The following is a 23,001-nucleotide window of genomic DNA, read 5'->3' on the forward strand; positions in this document are numbered from 1 at the left end:
CGCTATGACAGACTGGCATACACGGGCCATTATTTATCAAATTGATACCGCACTGTTTTATGATATGAACGGCGATGGTTGTGGAGACATCGCCGGAATTGCGGCCAAGCTGCGTTATATCCGCCGCATGGGCGCGACGGTTATCTGGATCACCCCATTTTACCTCACCCCCTTTCTGGACGAAGGCTACGACGTTAGCGACCATCTGCAGGTGGATCCGCGCTTCGGTAAACTGGCCGATATCATCGCCTTTATCGAACAGGCCCGGGAGCTGGGCATGCAGGTCATAATTGAGCTGCTGATCCAGCATACCTCAGACGCGCATCCGTGGTTCCAGCAGGCCCGCCGAAACCCGGCATCCCCCTATCGTGATTACTACCTCTGGTCGGACAACGACGATGACGACACGCCCCCAATGTTTCCCGGCGTGGAAAAGAGCGTCTGGAGCTGGGACGACGAGGCGGGACAGTACTACCGGCATATGTTTTACCGCCATGAGCCGGATCTGAACCTGACCTCGCCTGCGGTACTTAAAGAGATTGAGAACATCATTCTGTTCTGGCTTAAGCTGGGTGTGTCGGGCTTTCGCCTGGACGCCGCCACCCACCTCACCAGACAGGCAGGAAACGGTGACGAAAAAAAGGGGCTGTGGATCCTGGAGCATATGCGCCGTCTTATTGAGCAACGTAATCCAGACGCGATCCTGCTGGGTGAAGTCGACGTCGACGTCAAGACGTATAAAGACTACTTCGGCAATAACGAACGCCTGAATCTGGTGCTCAATTTCTGGCTCAATAAGTATTTTTACGTCAGCCTGGCGAGGAAAAGCGCCCGTCCGCTGCGTAATGCGGTGAAAAAGATGATCGTCCCGCCCGACTCATGCTGTTTTGCCAACTGGCTGCGCAATCATGACGAGCTGGATCTGGAGGGCATTAGTCAGAAAGATAAGCAGTTTGTCCTTGATACCTTCGCCCCTGACGAAGAGATGAACGTCTATCAGCGCGGGATCCGCCGCCGCCTGGCGCCGATGCTGAATGGCGATCACAAGCGGCTGGCGTTCTGTCACGCCGTGCTCTTTTCCCTGCCGGGTGTCCCGGTGATGCGCTACGGGGATGAGATCGGCATGGGCGACGACCTGGAACTGGAAGAGCGTTACGCCGTTCGTACGCCGATGCAGTGGGCCGGATCGGCGGGGGGCGGTTTTTCCGCGGCCAACCCGGAAAAATTTATTGCCCCCATCATCGATCGCGGCCCGTATCGCTATCAGAAAATCAACGTCGCTGATTCGCTGCTTCACCGCAACTCGCTTCTGCACCGCATCATGGATATTGCCAATACCCGCTCAGAGTTCCCCGAAATTGCCGTTGCGCCCTTTCGTCTCATTACCCTCGATCACGACGCGGTGCTGGGGCTGTATTACGAGACCGATGAACGCAGCATCCTGACCTTCGTCAACTTCAGCGACCAGCCGGTGAAGTTCGCCGCAAAAGGGATCCGCAATGCCACCTGGACTGCCTGTCTCGCGGACAAACGCTACGACGACGCGCTGGTGTGCGGCAAAACCGTCGAGCTCACTCTTGGCGGCTACGGTTACCGCTGGTTCTGGACCCACCGTAGCGCGCTGCGCTGATTATCTTCTCCCTCGAATTATCAGGCGGGTCAGCATAATCCCCGCCACCGCGAGGGCGCCCAGTGCCACCTTGCCAGGCATACCGGAGGTGACAGACGGGGCTCGGTTCTTCGCCTCGTCTGTAAAACGGCCATGGATTTTGTGCAGATCATTAACCGGCTGGTCAAGATAGTCCCGGCGATCCGGTGCGTTCAGATCGTCGGTCATCTGACCTTCCCAGGCTTTTTTAACCATCAGCCGGTCAAGTAAACCCGGGAAAAGAAATTGCCCGACGATCGACTGAATCGTGCTGCTTCCCACCCACAGTTCCCGTACCGGTTTTTGTGCAACCTTAAAGATGGCGCGGGCGGCGACTTCGGGCTCAAAAACCGGTGGCACCGGGCGCATCGCCCAGGCGAACTTATTCCTCGCCCATTCGAACTGCGGCGTGTTAAGCCCCGGCATCTGAACCATCGAAAGCTGAACCCGGCTGTTTTCATGCATCAGTTCGGTACGCACCGCATCGGTGAAGCCGCGGATCGCCGCTTTGGCGCCACAGTAAGCGGACTGCAAAGGAATGGAACGGTAGGCCAGCGCGGATCCCACCTGGATAATCACGCCTCTGTCGCGGGGCACCATCAGCTCCAGCGCGGCGCGAGTGCCGTTGACAAAGCCGAGGTAGGTCACGTCAGTCACACGACGAAACTCATCCGGCGTAAGGGTGCGAAACGGTGCCAGCACGGCGCCCATGGCATTGTTAACCCACACGTCAATCGCCCCAAGGCGATACTCAATCTCGTTAGCCGCATCCACCACCGCCTGACTGTCGGCGACGTCCGCCTGCACCGCGTGGGCATTGACCCCAAAGCGCTTTAATTCCTCCTGAGTGGAGTGCAGGCTGGCTTCATCGCGGGCGATAAGTCCCACATCGTAGCCCGCCTTTGCAAAGTGCAGTGCCGTGGCTTTTCCCACGCCCGCCGTCCCGCCAGTAATCACTATGACAGCCATACAACCTCCACGTGAATTTACCCGATATTGTCGTCCGACAAGGTTGTTACCAGTTCAGCCAGCGCAAAATGCACCGCTTTTTCCACCACGTCCTGACAGTCACCGGAGAAAAGAACGGTCCGGGTTTTCGTCTCGCCGCAAATATTCCAGCCAAAGCAGACCGTCCCTGCCGCCGTCCCATCGTCGCCCCCTTCAGGGCCTGCGTATCCGCTGATGGCAATGCTGATATCCGCCTGGGCCATATCGCGGATACTGGCGGCCATCTCGCCCACCGTCGGTTCGCTGACGGCGGTATAGCGCGCCAGCGTTTCAGAACGCACGCCGAGGATCCGCGCTTTTGCTTCATCGCTGAACACCACCAGCCCGACATCATAAAAATCGGCGGTGTTCTCTTCTGCGCACAACGCGACCGAGAGCTTTCCCCCCGTACAGGATTCCGCCGTGGTTAAGCGCAGCCCGGCATCGGTTAATTTACTCGCCAGCTTTTTCGTTAATTCACTTACGGTATAATGATCGTCGTGAAACAGATTGCTCATTTTGCCGCCTCTTATTTCTCAAAAGGAATGATTGAAATATGCCCATTACGTTCGAATATGGCATACTTGATTTCACTCATTTTTGTAATGCCATTATTCTGACGCGCTGACACCAGAATATCATCACAGGATACGTCGACTTTTTTAAGTTTATCCGCTAAAGGCACACCATTCTCGACCAGAATGACGGGATTACCATCCAGAATATTTTCCACCGGGGAAAAATATTTCTTCATCAACCCAAAGAGAATATCCACTACCACCAGCGTGGTAATCGTTATCATCGCCCCGGTGACAGAAAAGTCCTGCCCCAGAAGCGCCTGCTGCGTGGCTTCACTAATAATTAACAGCAGAATAAGATCAAAGCTGGTCATCTGTAGCAGCGCGCGTCGCCCCGCCACTTTAAATACCACCACGAGAAACAGATAAATCGCCAGCGCACGAAAGACCATATCCATATCAGCCTCCTACGGGTAAATAAATTGCCAGACGGTGATCTCCGGCTCGTTGTTTGCGCGGATGACAGTATTCCACTTACCGGCCCGGGTCGGGGTCGTGAAGTACAACACGGAGAACCTGTCTGACTTCTGGAGCGTGTTATAGACGAAATAGAGGGTTTTCCCACGGCTATACATTCTGTCCGGCTGCGGCCAGACGCTGCCGGGTTCGTAAACGTCGCTGCGCTCGCTGGTGATGCTGAGCGTGAAGTGACCCGCCGTTTTCACCGGAAACGTAAATTGCATCCTTGACTCGGTCTCCCGACGGCCAAAGCGTTCATAGTGAATGGTCAGAGATTTAGCAGAATTGGTCCTGGACGTGTCGCTCACCATGCCGCTGGAAAACAGACCGGCCATCGCTGCGATGATAATACCTAAAAGCAGCACAAAACCCACCTGGCGAAATGCATATTCAAACCTGAGCAAGCGATAACTCTCATCTATCCCGGGTAACTTTTCATTTTCACGCTTCATGGTTGTCGTCACCGTTTCGCTTATTTTATGAGTGTTTTGATTTCAAAAGAGATTGTTTTTAAGACTTATCACATTTGCCACATAAAGGAATAGCAACAATACTTAATAAGTCAAGACACCCAAAAATGAAGGATATCAGATGAAATTATCACTTATTTCCGCTTTTTTGATATTTTTGGTTCCATCAGCATGGGCAGATAATAACGGCGGGTTACAAAAAGGTGACGCGCCGCCCCCACCTCACGCGCTGGATAGCGGATATCGTGGAACCGATGATGCGCGTATTATGACCATCGATCAGGCAAAACAAATGCATGACGGTGCGACAATTTCATTACGCGGTAATCTTATTGACGGTAGCGGCGATAAGTTTGTATTCCAGGATAAAACCGGAAAAATCGACGTTATTATTCCCCAGGCAGTCTTCGACGGCAGAACGGTAAAACCCGACCAGATGATCAGTATCAACGGTTCGCTTGATAAAAAATCATCTCCTGCCGTCGTCCGTGTTGATCGTTTGCAGAAATAATTCAGCGAAGCGTTAACGCTGCAACTATCCATCAAATCTCACCCCTTGGCTTAAGGAGTTAGCTATGAGTGATACTACACAACGTACGAACGCTTACCCGCAACCCCCGTTCCCGGAACAGCCGCAAACGCCGCCGGGACTGGCATCAGAGATGCAACCTGTACCCGATCATGGGGAAAAAAGCTACAAAGGGCATGGCCGCCTTACCGGCAAAAAAGCGCTGATCACCGGGGGTGACTCCGGGATAGGTCGCGCGGTGGCTATCGCCTATGCCCGTGAAGGGGCTGACGTTGCCATCAACTATTTGCCTGAAGAGGAAAAAGACGCCGCAGAGGTGATCGCGCTGATCAAAGCGGAAGGACGCAAAGCCATCGCGCTGCCGGGGGATATCCGGGATGAAACCTTCTGTCAGAATCTGGTCGAGGAAGCCGTCTCGAAGCTGGGTGGCCTGGATATTCTGATCAATAACGCGGGCCGTCAGCAGTACCGGGAGTCTCTGGAAGAGCTCACCACCGAAGACTTTGACGCGACATTTAAAACCAACGTTTATGCCCCCTTCTGGATCACCAAGGCGGCGCTGCGCCATCTGAAGGCGTCGTCCGTTATCATTAACACCTCCTCGGTTCAGGCAGTGAAGCCCAGCCCCGTGCTGCTGGACTACGCCCAGACGAAAGCCTGTCTGGCCGTATTTACTAAATCCTTAGCCAAACAGCTGGGCCCAAAAGGCATTCGCGTCAACGCGGTGGCGCCTGGACCGTACTGGACGGTACTGCAGTCAAGCGGCGGTCAGCCAATGGAAAAAGTGAAGGAGTTTGGCGGCGATACGCCACTGGGGCGTCCGGGTCAGCCGGTAGAAATTGCTCCGCTGTACGTCACGCTGGCCTCGGATGCGTGTTCCTATACGTCCGGTCAGGTGTGGTGTTCTGACGGCGGGGATGGCGTGATCTAATGGGTTACTGATGTAACCCCTCAGCAATGAGCAATAAATGAACAAGGACGTTCGCCTGCAGCCCCTCCTGAAAAACATGTTGTAACTCAAACAGATCAAATGTTAAAAATATTTTGCTATCAGGTTATCAAAATTAAACAACTTAACTTGTCACCCGCATCGCTCTGTTTTTAACATCGCCTATGGAAAAAAATGGTCTGTTCAGTCAGCGCATACGCTTGCGCCATTTGCATACATTTGTGGCCGTCGCTCAGCAGGGAACGCTGGGGCGAGCGGCTGAAACCCTTAATCTGAGCCAGCCTGCGCTCTCAAAAACCCTTAACGAGCTGGAACAGCTCACCGGCGCCCGTCTTTTCGATCGCGGTCGGTTGGGCGCACAGCTTACCCTTGTGGGCGAACAATTCCTGACGCACGCCGTTAAGGTGCTGGATGCGCTCAACACCGCAGGCCAGTCCCTGCACAGAAAAGAAGAGCACACCAGTGACGTGGTACGTGTGGGTGCCTTGCCTACCGCGGCGCTGGGCATTTTGCCGCCCGTGATTGGTCAATTCCACAAGCAGCAACGGCATACCACGATTCAGGTTGCCACCATGAATAACACCATGCTGCTCGCGGGGCTCAAATCGGGGGAACTGGATCTGGGTATCGGTCGTATGTCTGACCCTGAACTGATGGGCGGTCTCAATTACGAACTGCTGTTTCTGGAATCCCTGAAGCTGGTGGTGCGTCCCGACCATCCTTTACTGCAGGATACCGTGACGTTAAGCCGCGTCATGGAATGGCCCGTGGTGGTCTGCCCGAAAGGCACCGTCCCGCGCCAGGCCGCCGAAAACTTGCTGCAAATGCAGGGATGTACACTACCCTCAGGGTGTATCGAAACGCTGTCGGCCTCGCTGTCACGCCAGCTCACCCTCGATTATGACTACGTCTGGTTCGTTCCCTCCGGTGCGGTAAAAGATGATTTGCGTCAGGGAACCCTGACCGCTCTGCCGGTGACCGCCCCGGGTGCCGGTGAACCTATCGGCATTTTAACCCGCGTAGACACGCCGCTCTCAACGGGTGCGCAGACGCTGCTGAGCGCCATCCGTAAATCCATGCCGGTGTGAATTCTTCCCTTCACCCTAACCCTCTCCCCAACGGGGCGAGGGATCTGTCCTGTGCGCTAATCAAATAATGCGGAATGATTCATTAACAATTGCGTAAAACAATTTAACAGTTTTATCATAGCCACGAATTCACCAAATGGTTCGTAAATCTTTTGATAAAGATGAATTCACCCGTGTTAATCATTATTCCCGCCGATTTTATTACCCAACTGGTACACCCGGCATAGCGGCGGGATCTAAGGAGACAGAAATGGCATTTGGCAGCGCGCCACGTGGGATACCGCGTATCCTGCAGTGGCTTCTTGCCGGACTGATGTTGCTCATCGGTCTGGCCGTCGGCGGGCTGGGGTTTAAGCTCGCCACCGTGGGCGGAAGTTGTTACTTCCTGATAATGGGCGTGGTAATGGTGATTGCCGCGATCCTGATTTTCCTCAATCGCACCAGCGGGATTGTCCTTTACAGCATCGCGTTTATTGCCTCGCTGGTCTGGGCGGTAAGCGATGCGGGCTGGGATTTCTGGCCGCTCTTCTCCCGCCTGTTTACCTTCGCCGTACTGGCTTTCCTTTGTGCCATCGTCTGGCCTTACCTGCGTGGAGCAAACCACAATTCCCCCAACAAGGCGCCTGCTTTTGGCGTTGCGGCGGTCCTGGCCGTGGCGATGCTGGTTAGCCTTGGCTGGATGTTTAAGCCCCAGACTCTCGTGGCGGCGAATGAACCCGTTCCGGTTAAACCCGTCGCACCCGGTGAGCAGCAAAAGAACTGGGCGCACTGGGGCAACACCACACACGGTGACCGCTTCGCCGCACTGGATCAAATTAACAAGCAAAACGTCAGCGAACTGAAAGTCGCCTGGGTTGCCCATACCGGCGATATTCCACAGAGCAACGGCTCTGGCGCGGAAGACCAAAACACGCCTTTACAGATTGGCGATACGCTGTACGTTTGTACCTCGTACAGTAAAGTGCTGGCGCTGGACGTGGACTCCGGGAAAGAAAAATGGCGCTACGATTCTAAAGCCACCGCGCCTAACTGGCAGCGCTGCCGCGGTCTGGGCTATTTTGAAGACCACCAGAACGTGACAACGTCACAGGAAACCGCGCAGCCTGCCGCATGCCCTCGCCGTCTGTTCCTGCCGACCACCGATGCCCGCCTGATTGCCATCAATGCGGATAACGGCAAGGTCTGCGAAGATTTTGGCGACCACGGCACCGTGGATCTGAGCATCGGTATGGGTGAGATCAAGCCGGGATATTATCAGCAGACCTCCACGCCGCTGGTCGCCGGGAACGTGGTCGTCGTCGGCGGTCGCGTCGCGGATAACTTCTCCACCGGCGAACCCCCGGGCGTGGTACGTGCGTATGACGTTCACACCGGTAAGCTGGCCTGGGCGTGGGATCCGGGTAATCCGAACCTGACCGGCCTGCCGCCGGAAGGACAGACCTACACCCGCGGTACGCCAAATGTCTGGTCGGCCATGTCTTACGACGCCAAACTGAACCTGATTTATCTGCCAACCGGCAACGCCACCCCGGATTTCTGGGCGGGTGAGCGTACCGCGCTGGACGATAAATACAGCTCTTCTATCGTCGCCGTTGATGCCACCACCGGCCAGGTGCGCTGGCATTTCCAGACCACCCACCACGATCTGTGGGACTTCGACCTGCCTTCCCAGCCGCTGCTGTATGACCTGCCTGACGGCAAAGGCGGCACCACGCCTGTACTGGTGCAGACCAGCAAGCAGGGCATGATCTTTATGCTCAACCGCGAAACCGGTAAGCCGGTCGCGAAGGTAGAAGAGCGTCCGGTACCGGCTGGTAACGTTGAAGGTGAACGCTACTCACCCACCCAGCCGTATTCCGTCGGCATGCCGATGATTGGCAACCAGACGCTGACTGAATCCGACATGTGGGGCGCGACGCCTGTCGACCTGCTGCTGTGCCGTATTCAGTTTAAAGAGATGCGTCATCAGGGTGTCTTCACCCCGCCGGGTCTTGACCGTTCCCTGCAGTTCCCTGGCTCGCTGGGCGGAATGAACTGGGGCAGCGTCTCGGTTGACCCGAACAACAGCCTGATGTTCGTCAACGATATGCGCCTCGGACTGGCAAACTACATGGTGCCGCGCGCTAACGTGGCGAAAGACGCCAGCGGCATTGAGATGGGCATCGTCCCGATGGACGGCACGCCGTTCGGCGCAATGCGTGAACGTTTCCTGTCACCGCTCGGCATTCCGTGCCAGAAACCGCCGTTCGGCACCATGTCCGCGGTCGATCTGAAATCCGGCAAACTGGTGTGGCAGGTGCCTGTCGGTACGGTGGAAGACACCGGCCCTCTGGGCATTCGCATGCACATGCCTATCCCAATCGGGATGCCAACGCTGGGCGCGTCGCTCTCAACCCAGTCCGGCCTGCTGTTCTTCGCCGGTACTCAGGATTTCTACCTGCGTGCGTTTGATACCGCCACCGGGAAAGAGATCTGGAAAGACCGACTGCCGGTTGGCAGCCAGTCCGGCCCGATGACTTACGTCTCACCGAAAACCGGTAAACAGTACATCATCATTAACGCCGGGGGCGCTCGCCAGTCACCAGATCGCGGTGATTACGTTATCGCATACGCGTTACCTGATAAGAAATAAGCTGTGAAAAAGGGACCGAAGGGTCCCTTTTTTTTGTAGGTCGATTTTGTAGGTCGGGTAAGCGAAGCGCCACCCGACATTGCTGGCGACTCAGAACGTCTCCCAGTTATCTCCGGAAACCGTCGCCGCCGGGCGCAACGGCGTGTTCTTCGCCACTGGCACAGACGTCACCGCGCGGCCAGGCTTCGCGCCGCTTAAACGAAATGCCCCCACAGCCTCGGTCAGACGAGCGCCCTGTTCTTCCAGGGATGCCGCGGCTGCAGATGCTTCTTCCACCAGCGAGGCGTTCTGCTGGGTCACTTTATCCATCTCCGAAATCGCCTGGCTGACCTGCACAATACCGCGGCTCTGCTCATCCGATGCGGCGGCAATTTCCAGCATGATGTCGGTCACGCGCTTAACCGCGTCGACGATTTCATTCATGGTGTTACCCGCAGCCACCACCTCACCCGACCCCTGATCGATAAGGGAAACCGACTCATTGATCAGGCTTTCGATCTCTTTTGCCGCGTTGGCGCTACGGCTTGCCAGCGTACGCACTTCACTGGCTACCACCGCAAATCCACGCCCCTGTTCACCCGCGCGCGCCGCTTCTACCGCCGCGTTCAGTGCCAGAATATTGGTCTGGAAAGCAATGCTGTTAATCACGGCGGTAATCTCAGAGATCTTCTTCGAACTGCTGGAGATGTTGCCCATCGTTTTGACCACGCCGGAGACCATCTGGCCGCCACGGCTGACTTTTCCGGAGGCATCTTCCGCCAGCTTGCTGGCATGATGCGCGTTATCAGCGTTCTGTTTCACCGTGGCGGTTAACTGTTCCATGCTCGCGGCGGTCTGCTCAATGGCCGCGGCCTGCTGCTCGGTGCGCGAAGAGAGGTCAGTATTACCGGCAGAAATCTCGCTGGTTCCGCGATAGATCTCCTCCGCGCCCTGACGCACGGTGCCAACCGTTGTTTCGAGGGAGTGCTGCATGGTTTGCAGATCGCGCGTCAGACGGCCAATTTCGCTGCGTCCGGCCACATCGTCCGGCATCGTCAGGTCACCTTTTGCAATATTCTCGATACGTTTCGCGGCACGCTGTAGCGGATGAATGACCGTGCGGCGCAGCACAACGAAGGTCATCGCGGTCAATACCAGCGCCAGCACAAACGCGCCCACCATAAACATCAGCCCCAGCTGCGTGCGGCTGTGCGCCTGCGCCGTTAGCGCATTGGCACGGTCGGTGCGGATCTTAATCGCCTTCAGCAGCACGGCATTGTAAGCGTCATCCAGCGGGCGCGCGGTTTCATTTTCGTGGTTGATGATCGCTTCGAACATGCCGTTTTTGGCAAATTTGACCATCGGCTGCATGCCCGCGATATAGGCGTCGTAGCGCGCTTTCAGGTCAGCATCCAGCGCTTCGTCTTCAGCGGTACGCACGGAGCGATTCATATACGCGTTAAAGCTATCCTGGGACTGCTTGATACGCGTTTCCGCCTCGCTGATATTCTGCTTCATCGCATCCATCTCTGCGATACGGCTTGCCGCGCCGGCGTGGATCAGATTGATACGCGCGGTGCGCAGATGGTTTGAGCTGTTCGACAGCCCCATACGCACCTGAATCTCTGATGTGACATCCTGCAGATCGTTATCGGCCTGCAGCAGGAAATATCCCGCCAGACCCGAGCTCAAGGCAAACAGCAAAATAATGCCACCGAGAATGGAGGAAAACAGCGGAACCAGCCTGATGTGATGCAAGAAGCCCAGCTTACGCTGCGCCTGCATCGAAGTAGTGTTGTCCATGACCGTCGACTCTCTTATAGGTAAGATGCGTAAAAACACGCCTGTTAGATAGTCATCGGCACGGCAGAGATTTAGATTACGGCTAAAAACGCCGCACTGGTCACACTTTAGAGAAGATTATTAAAGAAATGCCAGCGGCTAAAAACCGCTGGCAGAAGAGTTACTTGTCGCCGAAATGAATAACGGTACGGATAGATTTTCCGTCGTGCATCAGATCAAACGCTTCGTTGATCTGCTCTAGCGGCAAACGGTGAGTAATGAACGGATCGAGCTGAATCTTACCGACCATAGCATCTTCAACCATCCCCGGAAGCTGGGTACGGCCCTTCACGCCGCCAAACGCGGAGCCGCGCCACACGCGTCCGGTGACCAGCTGGAATGGACGGGTTTTAATCTCCTGACCCGCGCCGGCCACACCAATAATGATGCTCTCGCCCCAGCCTTTGTGGCAGCATTCCAGCGCGGAACGCATGACGTTAACGTTGCCGATACACTCAAAGCTGAAGTCCACGCCGCCGTCGGTCATCTCAACAATGACATCCTGAATCGGTTTTTCGTGATCTTTCGGGTTAACGAAATCGGTCGCGCCCATTTCACCCGCCAGTTTGAATTTCTCCGGGTTAGTATCGACCGCAATAATACGCCCGGCCTTCGCCTGCACCGCGCCCTGAATCACCGCCAGACCAATGCCGCCGAGACCGAACACCGCCACGGTATCCCCCTCTTTGACTTTTGCCGTGTTATGGACCGCGCCAATGCCGGTCGTCACGCCGCAGCCCAGCAGGCAGACTTTATCCAGCGGCGCCTGCGGGTTCACCTTCGCCAGAGAGATCTCCGCGCAAACGGTATACTCGCTGAAGGTGCTGGTGCCCATGTAGTGGTAAATCGGCTCGCCGTTATAAGAGAAACGGGTCGTCCCGTCCGGCATCAGCCCTTTTCCCTGCGTGGCGCGGACGGCCTGGCAGAGGTTGGTCTTGCCGGATTTACAGAACTTACACTCGCCGCATTCCGCCGTGTACAGCGGGATAACGTGATCGCCAGGCTTCAGGCTGGTCACGCCCTCGCCCACCTCCACAACGATCCCGCCGCCTTCGTGTCCCAGTACCGCCGGGAAAACACCTTCCGGATCGTCGCCGGACAGCGTGAACGCATCGGTATGGCAAACGCCGGTATGGGTAATTTTGATCAGCACTTCGCCTTTTTTCGGTGGTGCGACGTCGATTTCAACGATTTTCAGCGGCTGGCCGGGGCCAAATGCAACAGCAGCGCGAGATTTCATAGGTCTTCCCTTTTTGTCAGGTGTGTGGGTTTATTTTAGATAAGAGCGCAGCAAATGGCCGACTTCTGCCATGCGCACGGCTCGCTGATCCGGAGTTGTCTCTCCCGTCACCAGCTCATCTTTGAGATGAATTTCTACCATTTCGCCCATCAGGCCATTGGCAGCACCGCGCACGGCGGCAATTTGCTGCAGGATAGCCAGACAGGGATCGCCCGACTCCAGCGCGCGTTCAAGGGCATCGACCTGGCCCCGAATGCGACGGACGCGAGTAAGAATACGTTTTTTATCTTCGGGTGAATGCGGCATACGCCCTCCTGATACTATAGGGGGGTATGGTATCAATACAATCAACTGTCTGTAAACAGTAAGTTATATAGGGTTATTACGCATTTACTCGAAATTTTTAAACCCACGTTGAACCCTCATACGTGCGTACGTCTTATTCACATAACTTCACTCTTTCCCACTCTCTCTTTAGAATGCCCCCTACTACCCCCATTAATTCTTCCGAACCGTTTAATAATTCAGCATAAACCTCTCTAACATTGGCTAATCCCCCCGAAACGTCATCAATAATTAATTTATTAATCGACGTTTTTAAAAAATTAATCAATCGTTTAATTTCTTGAGTTTCTTTTTCTTGTGGATTCATACTTAGCAATATGAGAAACTTCATTTTATCCATAGCATTATGAGTTGACTGCGATTTCTCCAGACAACGTGAAAATTCGTCACTTGCCTCCTGATAACGAACTCTAAAATCCTCAGAATAATTAGTTTCTTTATATATATCAGCTATTGTCCGTAACTTACGCTCAGTAATCAGATAACTTGAGCGGGCATCGTAATGACTGAATATTAATAAACAAAATTCGGCGATATTATCACGAAAATCATTAATCCATTTTTGCCTATTGGTTGAGATTACTTGAGCATTAATTGTTTTTTGAGCAAGCGTTTTTTGTATTTCACGTTCTTCTTTCAATGAGGCAAATTGCGAGGCACGCTCACCCATCATAAATAGCTGCTGCTTTGCCCTTTCAGACTTTAAGAAACGCTGCTGCTCGTCTCTTTCTTTTCTAACGTTTTCTGCGTTTACATGAAATGTTCTCCACGCGATCAAAGCTGGAATTATACCACCAAGGAACGTAGCACCAACCGTTAACCAGAGTTGATTGTAATCAGTAGGCGTATCGATAGTTATTTTAGGAAGAGACGAAACTTTTAAAAAAAATTGTTCAACATCGCCTACATTTAGAAGTTTGAACGGTACACCTTGCCAAGACATAGATAGTCCTTTAGTCCGTATGATGAGGAGGATTTAAGATAACATTTTAACGGCCATGGTGGAATTGTTAACCAAAGGAAATATTATATTTTCAATGTCTAATAGTTGTTCTGTCATTTGTTATATGTGACTAACACCTCAACGCAAGCAATATTCCCTCAAATAGCACATTCTCGCTTCTAATCAAGCGCTTTTGTGCCGTTTGTTATCATGGCCTTCGTTAAAGATAGCCATGACGAACCTTTTGCTTAATGGAAATTTTTCCCGTCACCGTTGCGAGTCATCATTTTGAACAGAGTATCTTTGATGAGAGGGTCATTGCTCCCGTGCAATGTTATGCTGCTGGAATCCCCCCATAATCGCACTGTCATGAAAAAACTTCGTCAATAATGAATCTGATAAGCAAGATCGGTCAGGATCCTGCCCGACCGCGCAGGCAAAGTAGGTCATCAGGAGGATGTCATGAACGATGCAGCCAAATCGGCATACCGTGAGCGCTTATATAGGGTGTGCGACTATATTGCCCACCACCTGGATGAACCGCTCACGCTGGAAAAGCTCAGCGCGATAGCCAGCTCTTCACCTTATCATTTTCATCGTCAGTTTCTGGCGTTCAGTGGTCAGCCGCTGTATCGCTATATCCAGTGGCTACGCCTGCGCCGAGCCTCCTGGCGACTGGCCTTTAATCCGCAGGATAAGGTGATTGATATTGCGCTCGATGCCGGTTTCCAGAACCCCGAATCGTTCAGCCGCGCCTTCAAAACCGCGTTTGGAAAGAGCCCGCGTCAGTTCCGGCAGCAGCCGGACTGGCTAAGCTGGCACCAGCGCGTACCGAAAATGACCTTTCAGGAGCAAAAATCGATGGACGTTAAGATTGTTGATTTCCCCCAAACTCACGTGGCCATGCTGCAACACCGTGGCAGCCCGGATCGGGTTAATGACAGCGCGGCGACATTTATCGCCTGGCGTAAGGCCACGGGGCTATCGCCAGTACGCGAAAGCAGCACGTTTGGCATCGCCTGGGACGACCCGGCAACCACACCTGCCGATGCCTTTCGCTTCGATATTTGTGGCAGCGTTACGGAGGCAGTACCAGAAAATGCGTTCGGGGTTGCCAATGGTGAAATCAAAGGCGGACGATACGCTGTCGGGCGTCACACCGGCTCGCTGGATACGATCTCCAACACGGTATGGGCGATGTTCCGCGACTGGCTACCAGACAGCGGCGAAACGCTGCGCGATGCACCGGTATTTTTCCACTACCTCAATTTTGTCCACGAGGTGCCGGAACATGCGCTGCAAACGGATATCTATCTGCCGTTAAATTAAGACGGATGACTTCCCCCGCCATCAGCTGAACGTCTTACCGCCTGCGCCAGTTTATGCAGCTCCTCCTTAAGCCAGCGGGTCGCCCCCCGCTGGCCGCTGCGTTTATGCGAGTAAATTTTCACTTCAAACGCGCGGATTGAAAACGGTAAAGCAAATATCCTGAGATCCGCAGCCGCGACCAGCTTCTCAGCCGCAAACCGCGGGATCGCCATCAGCAGATCGCTTTGTGCAACGATAAACGGGGCGCTGAGCATCGACGGCGTTTTGATCGCTATGTGCCGGGTATAGCCCAACTGTTCAAGCCGCAGATCCAGAACCCCTTGTTTCTCATTCCAGGGCGTGACCACCAGATGTCGGGCCGCGAGATAATCCTCCAGCGTCAGCCGTGTCCGGCTGGCGTTACTGATGACCACATACTCATCTTCGAACCAGCCTATCTCCTCCAGTTCCGGATGACGAATATCCTCCGAGGTACTGAACCCGAGCGCCAGATCCACTTCCCCGGCTAATAGTTCCGTCAGCGCCGGGCTGTGGGGCAAATAACGCAATTCAAAACGCAAACCAGGGGCAGCATGCTGCAAGGAGTGCATCAGGGTCGGAAAAACGCAAAGCGCGGTAAAATCCGTAATCGCAATGTGTAAGCTCTCGGTACTGCTGGGGGCGTCAAACTCCGGCTGCGGGGTCAGCTCATGATTCAGGAATGACAGTGCGGAAGCGATGGAAGGTGCGAGCTGAGAAGCATACACGCTGGGGGACATACGATGCCCTTCCCGGAAAAAGAGCGGATCGTTCAGCGTCGCGCGCAGACGCGAAAGCGCATGGCTCAGTGCCGATGTGCTCATCGCCAGCTCATCGGCTGCCAGACGAACAGAACGATGGCGGTAAATCGCGTCGAAAACGGGCAACAGGTTTAAATCAAGACGTCGTAAAGTCGGATGCATAATATTCATCATTTGTTGATTTCATTGCACTTAATTCTTCGGACAATACTCCGTATGCTTAACGCCATCAATCGCGAAACAGACAGAAAGCAGGAATAACAATGAGCATTATCCTTCGTCAGGCCCGTCCCGAAGATGCCGCGGCCATTTACGCCATGATCTACGAGCTGGCAGTCTATGAAAAAGCGCCGGAAGAAGTGGTTACCACGCCAGAGGAGATCCGTGAAACGCTCTTTGGCGCGGGAAGTAACACCGAAGCGTTGATCGCTGAGTATGAAGGCAACATCATCGGCTATGCCGTGTTCTTCACCAGCTATTCAACCTGGCTCGGACGCAACGGGATCTATATGGAAGACCTGTACGTTTCCCCGGAGTATCGCGGTAAAGGTGCGGGAAGAGCGTTACTGAAACATATCGCGCAACTCGCGGTAAAGCGGCAGTGTGGTCGCCTGGAATGGAGCGTTCTGGACTGGAACCAGCCCGCCATTGATTTTTACCTGAGCATTGGCGCGCTGCCGCAGTCTGAATGGGTGCGCTATCGCCTTGATGGCGACGCGCTGCTGAGTTTTGCCGAATAACAGCGTCTCTCTGTGCGAGTCCTTTCGCACAGAGATATATCCGAAAACAGCCCTGCCAGGTGCCGAAATTAACCTTTCGTCTCTCATATCTGCAAAGAGCGGCTATCCTTTAATTATCAACACAAGGAGGCAAAGATGTCTGATTTCGGTACTGATAAAAACACCCAGTTTGCTGAAGATAAAGCAAAAAATAAGCTCGATGAAATTGCAGGTTCTGCACAGCAGCAGTTTGGTGAATTCGTCGATTCACCAAAGCACCAGGTAAAAGGCGCGGCTAAAAAATATGCCGCACAGGCCAGCGATGCGGTTTCTGATGTAACAGAAGCGGTCAGAAATAACCCGCTAACCGGCCTTATCGCCGCCGGTGCCGTCGGTATTGTTCTCGGCCTGCTACTGGGTCGTAAATAATCAAGGCCCTTCGGGGCTTTATTTTTAGCTAAACTGTCTTACCATGCGATCTAATTCCTCCTCCTTCACAGCCCGTGAGAGATAATATCCCTGAAAGTTTTTCACACCCAGCTCGACTAATTTTTCAAATTTCTCTTCACTGTCCACCTCTTCAGCAATGCAGTCCGTTCCGGTCATGTCGCTGTATATCTGAATCGCTTTAATCAGATTATAATCGTTGTCGTTCGCCACAAAATGCTCGACGATGTCGCGGTCCAGTTTCAACCCGTCAAAATGCACCTGCCTGACAGGAAACATGGTGTGATGGTTAGAGAAGCAGTCATCCAGAAACAGTCTGCACCCGGTATTACGCAGATGCCGCATGGTTTCAGGGATCTTCTTGTCTTTAGTCACATCGATATCTTCTGCAAATTCAAAGACAAGCTTTTCCGCCCACTGGGGTTTGAGCAACATGCCGATGGCTTTTCGGGCCATCTCCGGCAACGCTTTCCCGGAAGCGAGACGAGGCGGAATATTGACTGAAAAATAGAATTTCCCATTATATTTATTAATCCCGGACACGGCAGCGTGGATCACCAGGGCCGTTATTTTTAACCATATCTCGTGATTTGAAATGTCATTAAGAAAACAGGCTGGCTTGACTATTTTGCCGTTTTTATTCCAGCGGATCAGTATCTCAAAGCCCACCCCTTTTTTGTCGCGATCGGTAATGATCTGGTAGGCCGGGAAGATCTCCCTTTTCACCAGAGCATTAAAAATATCTGCTTCTTTATCCGTGAATTCTGCTTTAAGACGATGGTTTTTGTGACTTCTTTCCGCTTTGAAGTTATGCGGATCGTTTAACCATCGTTTAATATAATGTAACTTCTGCACACCTTCCTTACGATGGGTATAAACCGTTTTATTTGAAAGCCCCAGCTTTTCGCACAGATCTTTTACGGACATACCGCGGTAGAAATTTAATAAAACGTCAATTTCTCTTCTTGTTAGCCATTTCAGATTTTCCTGCGGAGAATACCCCAGACAGTGATCGCGTAATAATCGCGAGTGGTCTTTAAACCCCTTATTATGGGTGTGGAAGCAGTTGATGACATCAGAAACGCTGGCGATCCGAATAAGTGATAATTGATGGTTGTTATGTAAAAGGCTACCCAGGGTGCGATATAACCAGCTGTCAGGTATATCACTATAGAGGGTCACGCATCGGATAACAGGCAATGCATTCAGAACTGATGCCAGTCGAGTCAGACTTTCCAGCAGAGTGACAATCCCTTTACCCGGAAACACAACAATGTGAGCTTGTTGATTATTAAGGATATTTTCTCCATCCCGTTGGCAGACATCATCTCCCTCAAAGTGGATATGCGAAGCGTCTATGCCGTACTTTTTCAGGAGCAAAGCATACCCCTGGAAGGTAAAACCGCAGGTTGAGATGACAAACCGCCGATCGTCGCGAGCAACATTTCTGTGAGAAATTTTGTGGGTCATAACCTGCTCCTGGGCACAAAATCGCCATTCTTATTATGAATACGGAATATGTAATACAGCTGGTGTATAGAATAATTTTACAGTACGCCATCAGGTTAAGATACTGTTATCAACGTTCCGCACCGGAACATTTTTGCGTTAATCACTCTCTCTTCTGTCGACAAATGTAAATATATCTTTCTTTTCAAATAACGACGGCAAAACACTGTTTCTCAGGTATAATGAAAATTCCGAAAAAGAAGACTGGATACTTCATCTATCGGTTCATCAAACACGAGAAAAATGCTATGGATAATCACATCTCATCCAGGGCCTTGCTACATCGACGGGATGTTATAAAGAGTAACCCACGATTTGGTGAGGCAATATTAGAGCACTACACAATTAATGACACCATCTATAAAAAACAACCTTTGTTCTACAAGACAATGCTTCAGGAAGCGCGGTTCAACATTATTCTCGCCATGTGTTGTTTTATATTTGGCAATCAGGCCGAGTCAGTATCTGAGATTAAAGAGCTATGCTCCCGCTATAAAATATCCAGCCCTAATAGTGTGATTGCGATCATTACTCTTCTCAGAACCACGGGGCGCATCAGGACCTGGCGCTGTACGGATGACCGTCGAAAAACACGAATAGCCCCGACCGAAAAAGGATTGAGTGAGCTTAAACGCTATATGTCCGGTGCATTTTTGCCCGTCAGCATTCTTTATCCGACGTTTAATATTGATGTAAACCTGCTGGATAATGACACATTGAGAAATAATTTTTTCCGCCGCGCAGCGGAATATCTCTTCCGGGGATTAACCTTCAGGAAAGTGTTACCCGAGGTAGGATTATTTATCGATAAAGATGGCGGACGCATGATTATGCTTTATCTTTATCTGCAGGCCATAAAAAACAAATCTGCTCATGGTGCAGTGATTGATTATTCTGCCAGCACGCTCGCGAAAGAATTCTTTGTTTCGCGGATCCACGTCAACCGGATTATCAAAACAGCGCAAGAGGCAGGATATCTGAAAGATCGCGGTGACGGTCGCCTGTCGGTGTATCCGGCTTTTCTCGAACTGGTCGAAAACTATGCCGGACTCTATTTCGCGTATGTCACCCATTACATTAACGTGGTACCGAAAGAACGACGCCACCCCAACAACGTCACATTAACGGTATAATAAAAATGGCGTTCGGTTCCCCGAACGCCCTGCCCTTATCTCTCCCGCAGCGCTTCTTTCGCTTTGTTGAGCGGCTTCAACAGATAATCAAGAATGGTTTTACTGCCGGTTTTGATATCCACCGTCGCAATCATCCCCGGAAAGACAGGAAATTCCTTACCTTGCTTATTGGTCAGATGGTTACTGTCGGTGCGGATATAAACGCGGTAGTAGTAAACATCCCTTTTCACCTCATCCTGCAAAGTATCCGGTGAAATCATGGTCACTTCCCCTTCCAGCCCACCGTAAATGGAATAGTCATAGGCCGTCACTTTTACCAGCGCTTTCTGCCCGGGATGGATAAATGCCACGTCGCGCGGGGAGATTTTTGCCTCAACCACCATCTGATCGTCCAGCGGCACCAGGCTCATCAGCTTGCCATTCGGCGGGATAACGCCTCCCACGGTCGTCACGTCAATATCCTTCACGATGCCACGCACAGGCGCATTGAAGGTCAGCCGGGTCAGGGAATCCTCACGCCCTTTCATCACCGAACGCTGAGCTTCAATTTCCGCGTTGGCTTTTGCCAGTTCTTCACGGGCGCGAACGTAATACTGGTTTTTCATCTCGGTGATTTTATTCTCAAGCTCATTTTTTTGACGCTCAAGACGTAACACCTCCACCTTGCTGGCCGCCCCCTGGGTCACCAGCGGACGGGTTAACGACAGTTCTCGTTGCACCAGTTCAGCCCCCTGACGCAGGCCGGCCAGCCCTTTTTCCAGGCTTTCGCGACGGGACTGATAGAGCGCCGTCTCTTGTTTGACCAGCTCAACGTCGTCATCCAGTTCTTCGGGAAAAATCAGCGCCGTGTCGTTGACCTCGGCCTTCAGGCGCGCCGCCGTTGCCAGCGCGGCATTCAGACGGGACTCACTCTCCAGCACGCTGGACTCGGTTTTTGTCCGGTCTAACTGCGCAAGCTGCTGACCGCGTTCGACAATGTCGCCTTCGCGCACCATCAGGCTGTGAATAATGCCCCCTTCCAGGGACTGAATCACCTGCTCATGCGAAGACGGAATCACCTTGCCGCTGCCGGTGGTGACTTCATCAAGCTCGAACAGGCTCGCCCAGGCGAGAAATACCGCCAGCAGGGCGAACAGCGCCCATGCCACCAGCGACGACCTCGGCAGGCGTGGCTCTTTCAGACGGCTATTAAAACGGGTTAAATCATTCATGCCACACCCTCCTCTGCAACCGCCGCCGCTTTCATGGTCACGGTGCGCTGCGCGGCTTTTGGCGTCGCCATACCGTGCTGATGCAGGATCGCGTCGCGCGGGCCGTCCATCACCACCTTGCCGTTTTCCAGCACAATGATGCGGTCAACCAGGTCCAGAATTGGCAGGCGGTGGGTGGCCACCACCAGCGTCCGGCGCTTGCCCAGCCACTGGTGAAGATGCTGAATAAACTGCTTCTCGCTCACTTCATCCAGCCAGGCGGTAGGCTCATCCAGCAGCAGAATCGTCGGAGAAGTGATCAGCGCGCGCGCCAGCAGCAGCGCCTGACGCTGCCCGCCGGACAGCCCCGTGCCGCCTTCATTGATAAGGGTGTTCAGCCCCATTTTCTGCTTGCGCACAAACTCAAGCGCGCCGCTGTTCACCAGCGCCTGATGAATTTCTTCGTCAGTCGCCAGTGGGTTACCCATCAGGATATTGTCCCGCACGGATCCAAAGAACAGCCGCGCCTGCTGGCTGAGCAACTGCATGTCGCGACGCAGATCGGCCGGGTCCAGATGGTTAAGCGCGATATCGTCCAGCAGGATGCTGCCCTGCTGCGGCTCCTGCATGCCCGCCAGAAGTTGCAGCAGCGTGCTTTTGCCGGAGCCATTTCGGCCAAGCACCGCCACGCGCTCCCCGGCACGGATCTGTAGCTTGCTGATGTTAAGCACGCTGAGTTTCTCTTCTTCATCGTAGTAAAACCCGACGTCCTCCAGCACGTAGTCGCCGCGCAGATGGGCTTTATGCACCTTCTTCCCGTGCTGCGGATCGTCAATCGGTCGCTGCATCAGGTCGTCCAGCCCCTTACGGGCCACTTTTGCCGACTGCCAGCGGGAGAGCACGCCTGAGATCTGCGACAGCGGCGCGATGGTGCGCGACGCCAAAATTGAGGTTCCTACCAGCGCACCGGTGGTCATATCCCCGCTGATCACCAGATAACAGCCCACCAGCAGGACTACCGCATAGACGATAGACTGCACTTCCTGGGTCCAGGTCAGCAGCAGGCCCGTCAGCCAGCGCTGCTTCATGCCGACGCTGGCGGCGACATCGTTGGTGTTATTCCACTGGTTCTGAAAACGCTGCTCGGCGCGCATCAGCTTGATGTCCTCAATGCCCTGCACCGCCTCCACCAGCGTGGCGTTACGGATCGCGGATTCGCGCATCCCCTCGCTGGAGAGTTTGCCCAGCGGGCGCTGCACCAGCAGGCCCGGAATCAGCAACAGCGGCACGGCGAGCAGCACCACCAGCACCAGCGGGCCGCCAATCATCCACAGAATAAAGACGAACAGCAGGAAGAACGGCAGATCGGAGATCGCCGCAATGGTAGTGGAGGTGATGAGTTCACGCACCGACTCCAGCTCGCGGATCTGCGCAATAAACGAACCGGTTGATTTGGAGCGTGCGCCATTTTTAATCCGCAGCGCGTGGGCAAACACACGCTCTGAAATGCGCAGGTCGGCGCGTTTCCCCACCACGTCAGATATATGCACGCGCAGCATGCGCATTACGAATTCGAAGACAATGGCAATCATGACGCCGCCAAACAGCACCCACAGCGTGGCTTCTGATTGCGACGGTACGACCCTGTCGTACACCTGCATGGAAAAGACCATGCCAGAGAGAGCCAGTACGTTAGCCACCAGCGCCACCAGCATAATGTCGCTGTAGCGTCGCCAGTCTTTCAGCGCCAGCTGCCAGAACCAGTTTTTCTCATACGGTTTAATGTAATCGTCCACGCGGGCATCCGGTGTGGACTCCAGCGGGCGCAGCACCAGCAGGGTTTTTAACCGTGTCCCGAGCGCTTCCAGCGTCAGCGTCGTCTCCAGGCCACCGTCTCCGCTAAACTGCAGGCTGACGTTGCCTTCGTTGTCCATGCGGGTAATCACTGCGATTTGTCCGCCGGTGAATTCCGCCAGCAGCGGTAAACGCCACGGATCGAGAGAGACCGCTTCCGCCGCCACTACACGCATCCCCAGCCCTAGCTGGCGCGCCATCTCCTCCAGCACCAGCTGGCGCGGAGACTGACTTTCATGGTTAATCGTGACCCGAACATGTTCCGCGGAAAAGTCCAGCCGATAGTGCTTCGCGATGATCAGCATGCCCTGCAGCCAGGGTTCGTACTGTGGATGTGTCTTCATAATCTCCG

21 protein-coding genes are annotated in these 23,001 nt (G+C 53.6%); 9 read left to right on the forward strand and 12 right to left on the reverse strand.

Annotation, left to right across the window (positions count from 1 at the left end; genetic code table 11):
* The first annotated feature begins 4 nt into the window (after positions 1 to 4).
* Entirely contained in the window at positions 5 to 1,630 is a 1,626-nt protein-coding gene (locus tag O1723_RS10960; RefSeq protein WP_023337264.1) for an alpha-amylase family protein, read from the forward strand.
* Here O1723_RS10960 and O1723_RS10965 read toward each other — a convergent pair whose 3' ends face one another.
* The 4 genes from O1723_RS10965 to O1723_RS10980 are packed head-to-tail and all read right to left on the reverse strand — an operon-like array spanning position 1,631 to position 4,124.
* On the reverse strand, positions 1,631 to 2,617 hold the full coding sequence (locus O1723_RS10965) for an SDR family oxidoreductase (RefSeq protein ID WP_014883787.1): 987 nt from the start codon (positions 2,615 to 2,617) through the stop codon (positions 1,631 to 1,633). It abuts the gene before it with no gap.
* Positions 2,618 to 2,634: 17 nt separating this feature from the next.
* A complete protein-coding gene (locus tag O1723_RS10970) occupies positions 2,635 to 3,153 on the reverse strand; it encodes a 2-oxo-tetronate isomerase (protein WP_014883786.1) in 519 nt (172 codons plus the stop codon).
* Positions 3,154 to 3,164: 11 nt separating this feature from the next.
* Positions 3,165 to 3,611, reverse strand: a complete 447-nt coding sequence (locus O1723_RS10975; RefSeq protein ID WP_014883785.1) for a DUF421 domain-containing protein — start codon at positions 3,609 to 3,611, stop codon at positions 3,165 to 3,167.
* Between the two features lie 9 nt (positions 3,612 to 3,620).
* The gene (locus tag O1723_RS10980; RefSeq protein WP_248190565.1) at positions 3,621 to 4,124 is read right to left on the reverse strand and encodes a hypothetical protein; all 504 of its coding nucleotides are present in this window, start codon (positions 4,122 to 4,124) and stop codon (positions 3,621 to 3,623) included.
* 139 nt (positions 4,125 to 4,263) lie between these two features.
* Between O1723_RS10980 and O1723_RS10985 the strand changes: the two genes are divergently transcribed.
* The 4 genes from O1723_RS10985 to O1723_RS11000 all read left to right on the forward strand — a co-directional run bounded on the left by O1723_RS10985 (position 4,264) and on the right by O1723_RS11000 (position 9,340).
* A complete protein-coding gene (locus O1723_RS10985; protein WP_014883783.1) occupies positions 4,264 to 4,653 on the forward strand; it encodes a YdeI family stress tolerance OB fold protein in 390 nt (129 codons plus the stop codon).
* Between the two features lie 64 nt (positions 4,654 to 4,717).
* Positions 4,718 to 5,602 (forward strand): SDR family oxidoreductase, encoded by an 885-nt coding sequence (locus O1723_RS10990; RefSeq protein ID WP_014883782.1) that lies wholly within the window; start codon positions 4,718 to 4,720, stop codon positions 5,600 to 5,602.
* 182 nt (positions 5,603 to 5,784) lie between these two features.
* On the forward strand, positions 5,785 to 6,708 hold the full coding sequence (locus O1723_RS10995; protein WP_014883781.1) for a LysR substrate-binding domain-containing protein: 924 nt from the start codon (positions 5,785 to 5,787) through the stop codon (positions 6,706 to 6,708).
* Positions 6,709 to 6,958: 250 nt separating this feature from the next.
* Positions 6,959 to 9,340: a glucose/quinate/shikimate family membrane-bound PQQ-dependent dehydrogenase gene (locus O1723_RS11000; protein ID WP_248190563.1), complete on the forward strand. Its 2,382-nt coding sequence runs from the start codon at positions 6,959 to 6,961 to the stop codon at positions 9,338 to 9,340.
* 90 nt (positions 9,341 to 9,430) lie between these two features.
* Here the strand turns inward: O1723_RS11000 and O1723_RS11005 are convergent, their stop codons facing one another.
* From O1723_RS11005 to O1723_RS11020, 4 genes are all read right to left on the reverse strand, one after another.
* Entirely contained in the window at positions 9,431 to 11,122 is a 1,692-nt protein-coding gene (locus O1723_RS11005; RefSeq protein WP_248190561.1) for a methyl-accepting chemotaxis protein, read from the reverse strand.
* A 160-nt stretch (positions 11,123 to 11,282) separates the two neighbouring features.
* A complete protein-coding gene (locus O1723_RS11010) occupies positions 11,283 to 12,401 on the reverse strand; it encodes an S-(hydroxymethyl)glutathione dehydrogenase/class III alcohol dehydrogenase (RefSeq protein WP_014883778.1) in 1,119 nt (372 codons plus the stop codon).
* A gap of 30 nt (positions 12,402 to 12,431) precedes the next feature.
* Positions 12,432 to 12,707, reverse strand: a complete 276-nt coding sequence (locus O1723_RS11015) for a metal/formaldehyde-sensitive transcriptional repressor (protein ID WP_003857256.1) — start codon at positions 12,705 to 12,707, stop codon at positions 12,432 to 12,434.
* 133 nt (positions 12,708 to 12,840) lie between these two features.
* Positions 12,841 to 13,689 (reverse strand): hypothetical protein, encoded by an 849-nt coding sequence (locus O1723_RS11020; protein WP_023337263.1) that lies wholly within the window; start codon positions 13,687 to 13,689, stop codon positions 12,841 to 12,843.
* A gap of 462 nt (positions 13,690 to 14,151) precedes the next feature.
* Between O1723_RS11020 and O1723_RS11025 the strand changes: the two genes are divergently transcribed.
* Positions 14,152 to 15,018 (forward strand): AraC family transcriptional regulator, encoded by an 867-nt coding sequence (locus O1723_RS11025; RefSeq protein ID WP_014883776.1) that lies wholly within the window; start codon positions 14,152 to 14,154, stop codon positions 15,016 to 15,018.
* Here the strand turns inward: O1723_RS11025 and O1723_RS11030 are convergent.
* Positions 15,015 to 15,971, reverse strand: a complete 957-nt coding sequence (locus O1723_RS11030; RefSeq protein ID WP_014883775.1) for a LysR family transcriptional regulator — start codon at positions 15,969 to 15,971, stop codon at positions 15,015 to 15,017. The genes O1723_RS11025 and O1723_RS11030 overlap by 4 nt on opposite strands.
* 89 nt (positions 15,972 to 16,060) lie before the next feature.
* Here O1723_RS11030 and O1723_RS11035 point away from each other — a divergent pair, with 89 nt between their 5' ends.
* Both O1723_RS11035 and O1723_RS11040 read left to right on the forward strand, forming a co-directional pair.
* A complete protein-coding gene (locus O1723_RS11035; protein WP_014883774.1) occupies positions 16,061 to 16,537 on the forward strand; it encodes a GNAT family N-acetyltransferase in 477 nt (158 codons plus the stop codon).
* Positions 16,538 to 16,672: 135 nt separating this feature from the next.
* The gene (locus O1723_RS11040; RefSeq protein ID WP_014883773.1) at positions 16,673 to 16,945 is read left to right on the forward strand and encodes an ElaB/YgaM/YqjD family protein; all 273 of its coding nucleotides are present in this window, start codon (positions 16,673 to 16,675) and stop codon (positions 16,943 to 16,945) included.
* A gap of 24 nt (positions 16,946 to 16,969) precedes the next feature.
* Here the strand turns inward: O1723_RS11040 and O1723_RS11045 are convergent, their stop codons facing one another.
* On the reverse strand, positions 16,970 to 18,433 hold the full coding sequence (locus O1723_RS11045) for an EAL domain-containing protein (protein ID WP_248190559.1): 1,464 nt from the start codon (positions 18,431 to 18,433) through the stop codon (positions 16,970 to 16,972).
* A gap of 287 nt (positions 18,434 to 18,720) precedes the next feature.
* Between O1723_RS11045 and O1723_RS11050 the strand changes: the two genes are divergently transcribed.
* Complete coding sequence (locus O1723_RS11050) at positions 18,721 to 19,605, forward strand: MarR family transcriptional regulator (protein ID WP_479983879.1); 885 nt, start codon at positions 18,721 to 18,723, stop codon at positions 19,603 to 19,605.
* Between the two features lie 35 nt (positions 19,606 to 19,640).
* Here O1723_RS11050 and O1723_RS11055 read toward each other — a convergent pair whose 3' ends face one another.
* Together O1723_RS11055 and O1723_RS11060 are read right to left on the reverse strand one after the other, a co-directional pair.
* On the reverse strand, positions 19,641 to 20,816 hold the full coding sequence (locus O1723_RS11055) for an HlyD family type I secretion periplasmic adaptor subunit (RefSeq protein ID WP_014883770.1): 1,176 nt from the start codon (positions 20,814 to 20,816) through the stop codon (positions 19,641 to 19,643).
* The gene (locus O1723_RS11060; RefSeq protein ID WP_014883769.1) at positions 20,813 to 22,993 is read right to left on the reverse strand and encodes a type I secretion system permease/ATPase; all 2,181 of its coding nucleotides are present in this window, start codon (positions 22,991 to 22,993) and stop codon (positions 20,813 to 20,815) included. The genes O1723_RS11055 and O1723_RS11060 overlap by 4 nt, the downstream gene beginning before the upstream one ends.
* Between the last annotated feature and the right edge of the window lie 8 nt (positions 22,994 to 23,001).

The organism is Enterobacter cloacae complex sp. HYC080_NIDB (assembly GCF_056673325.1).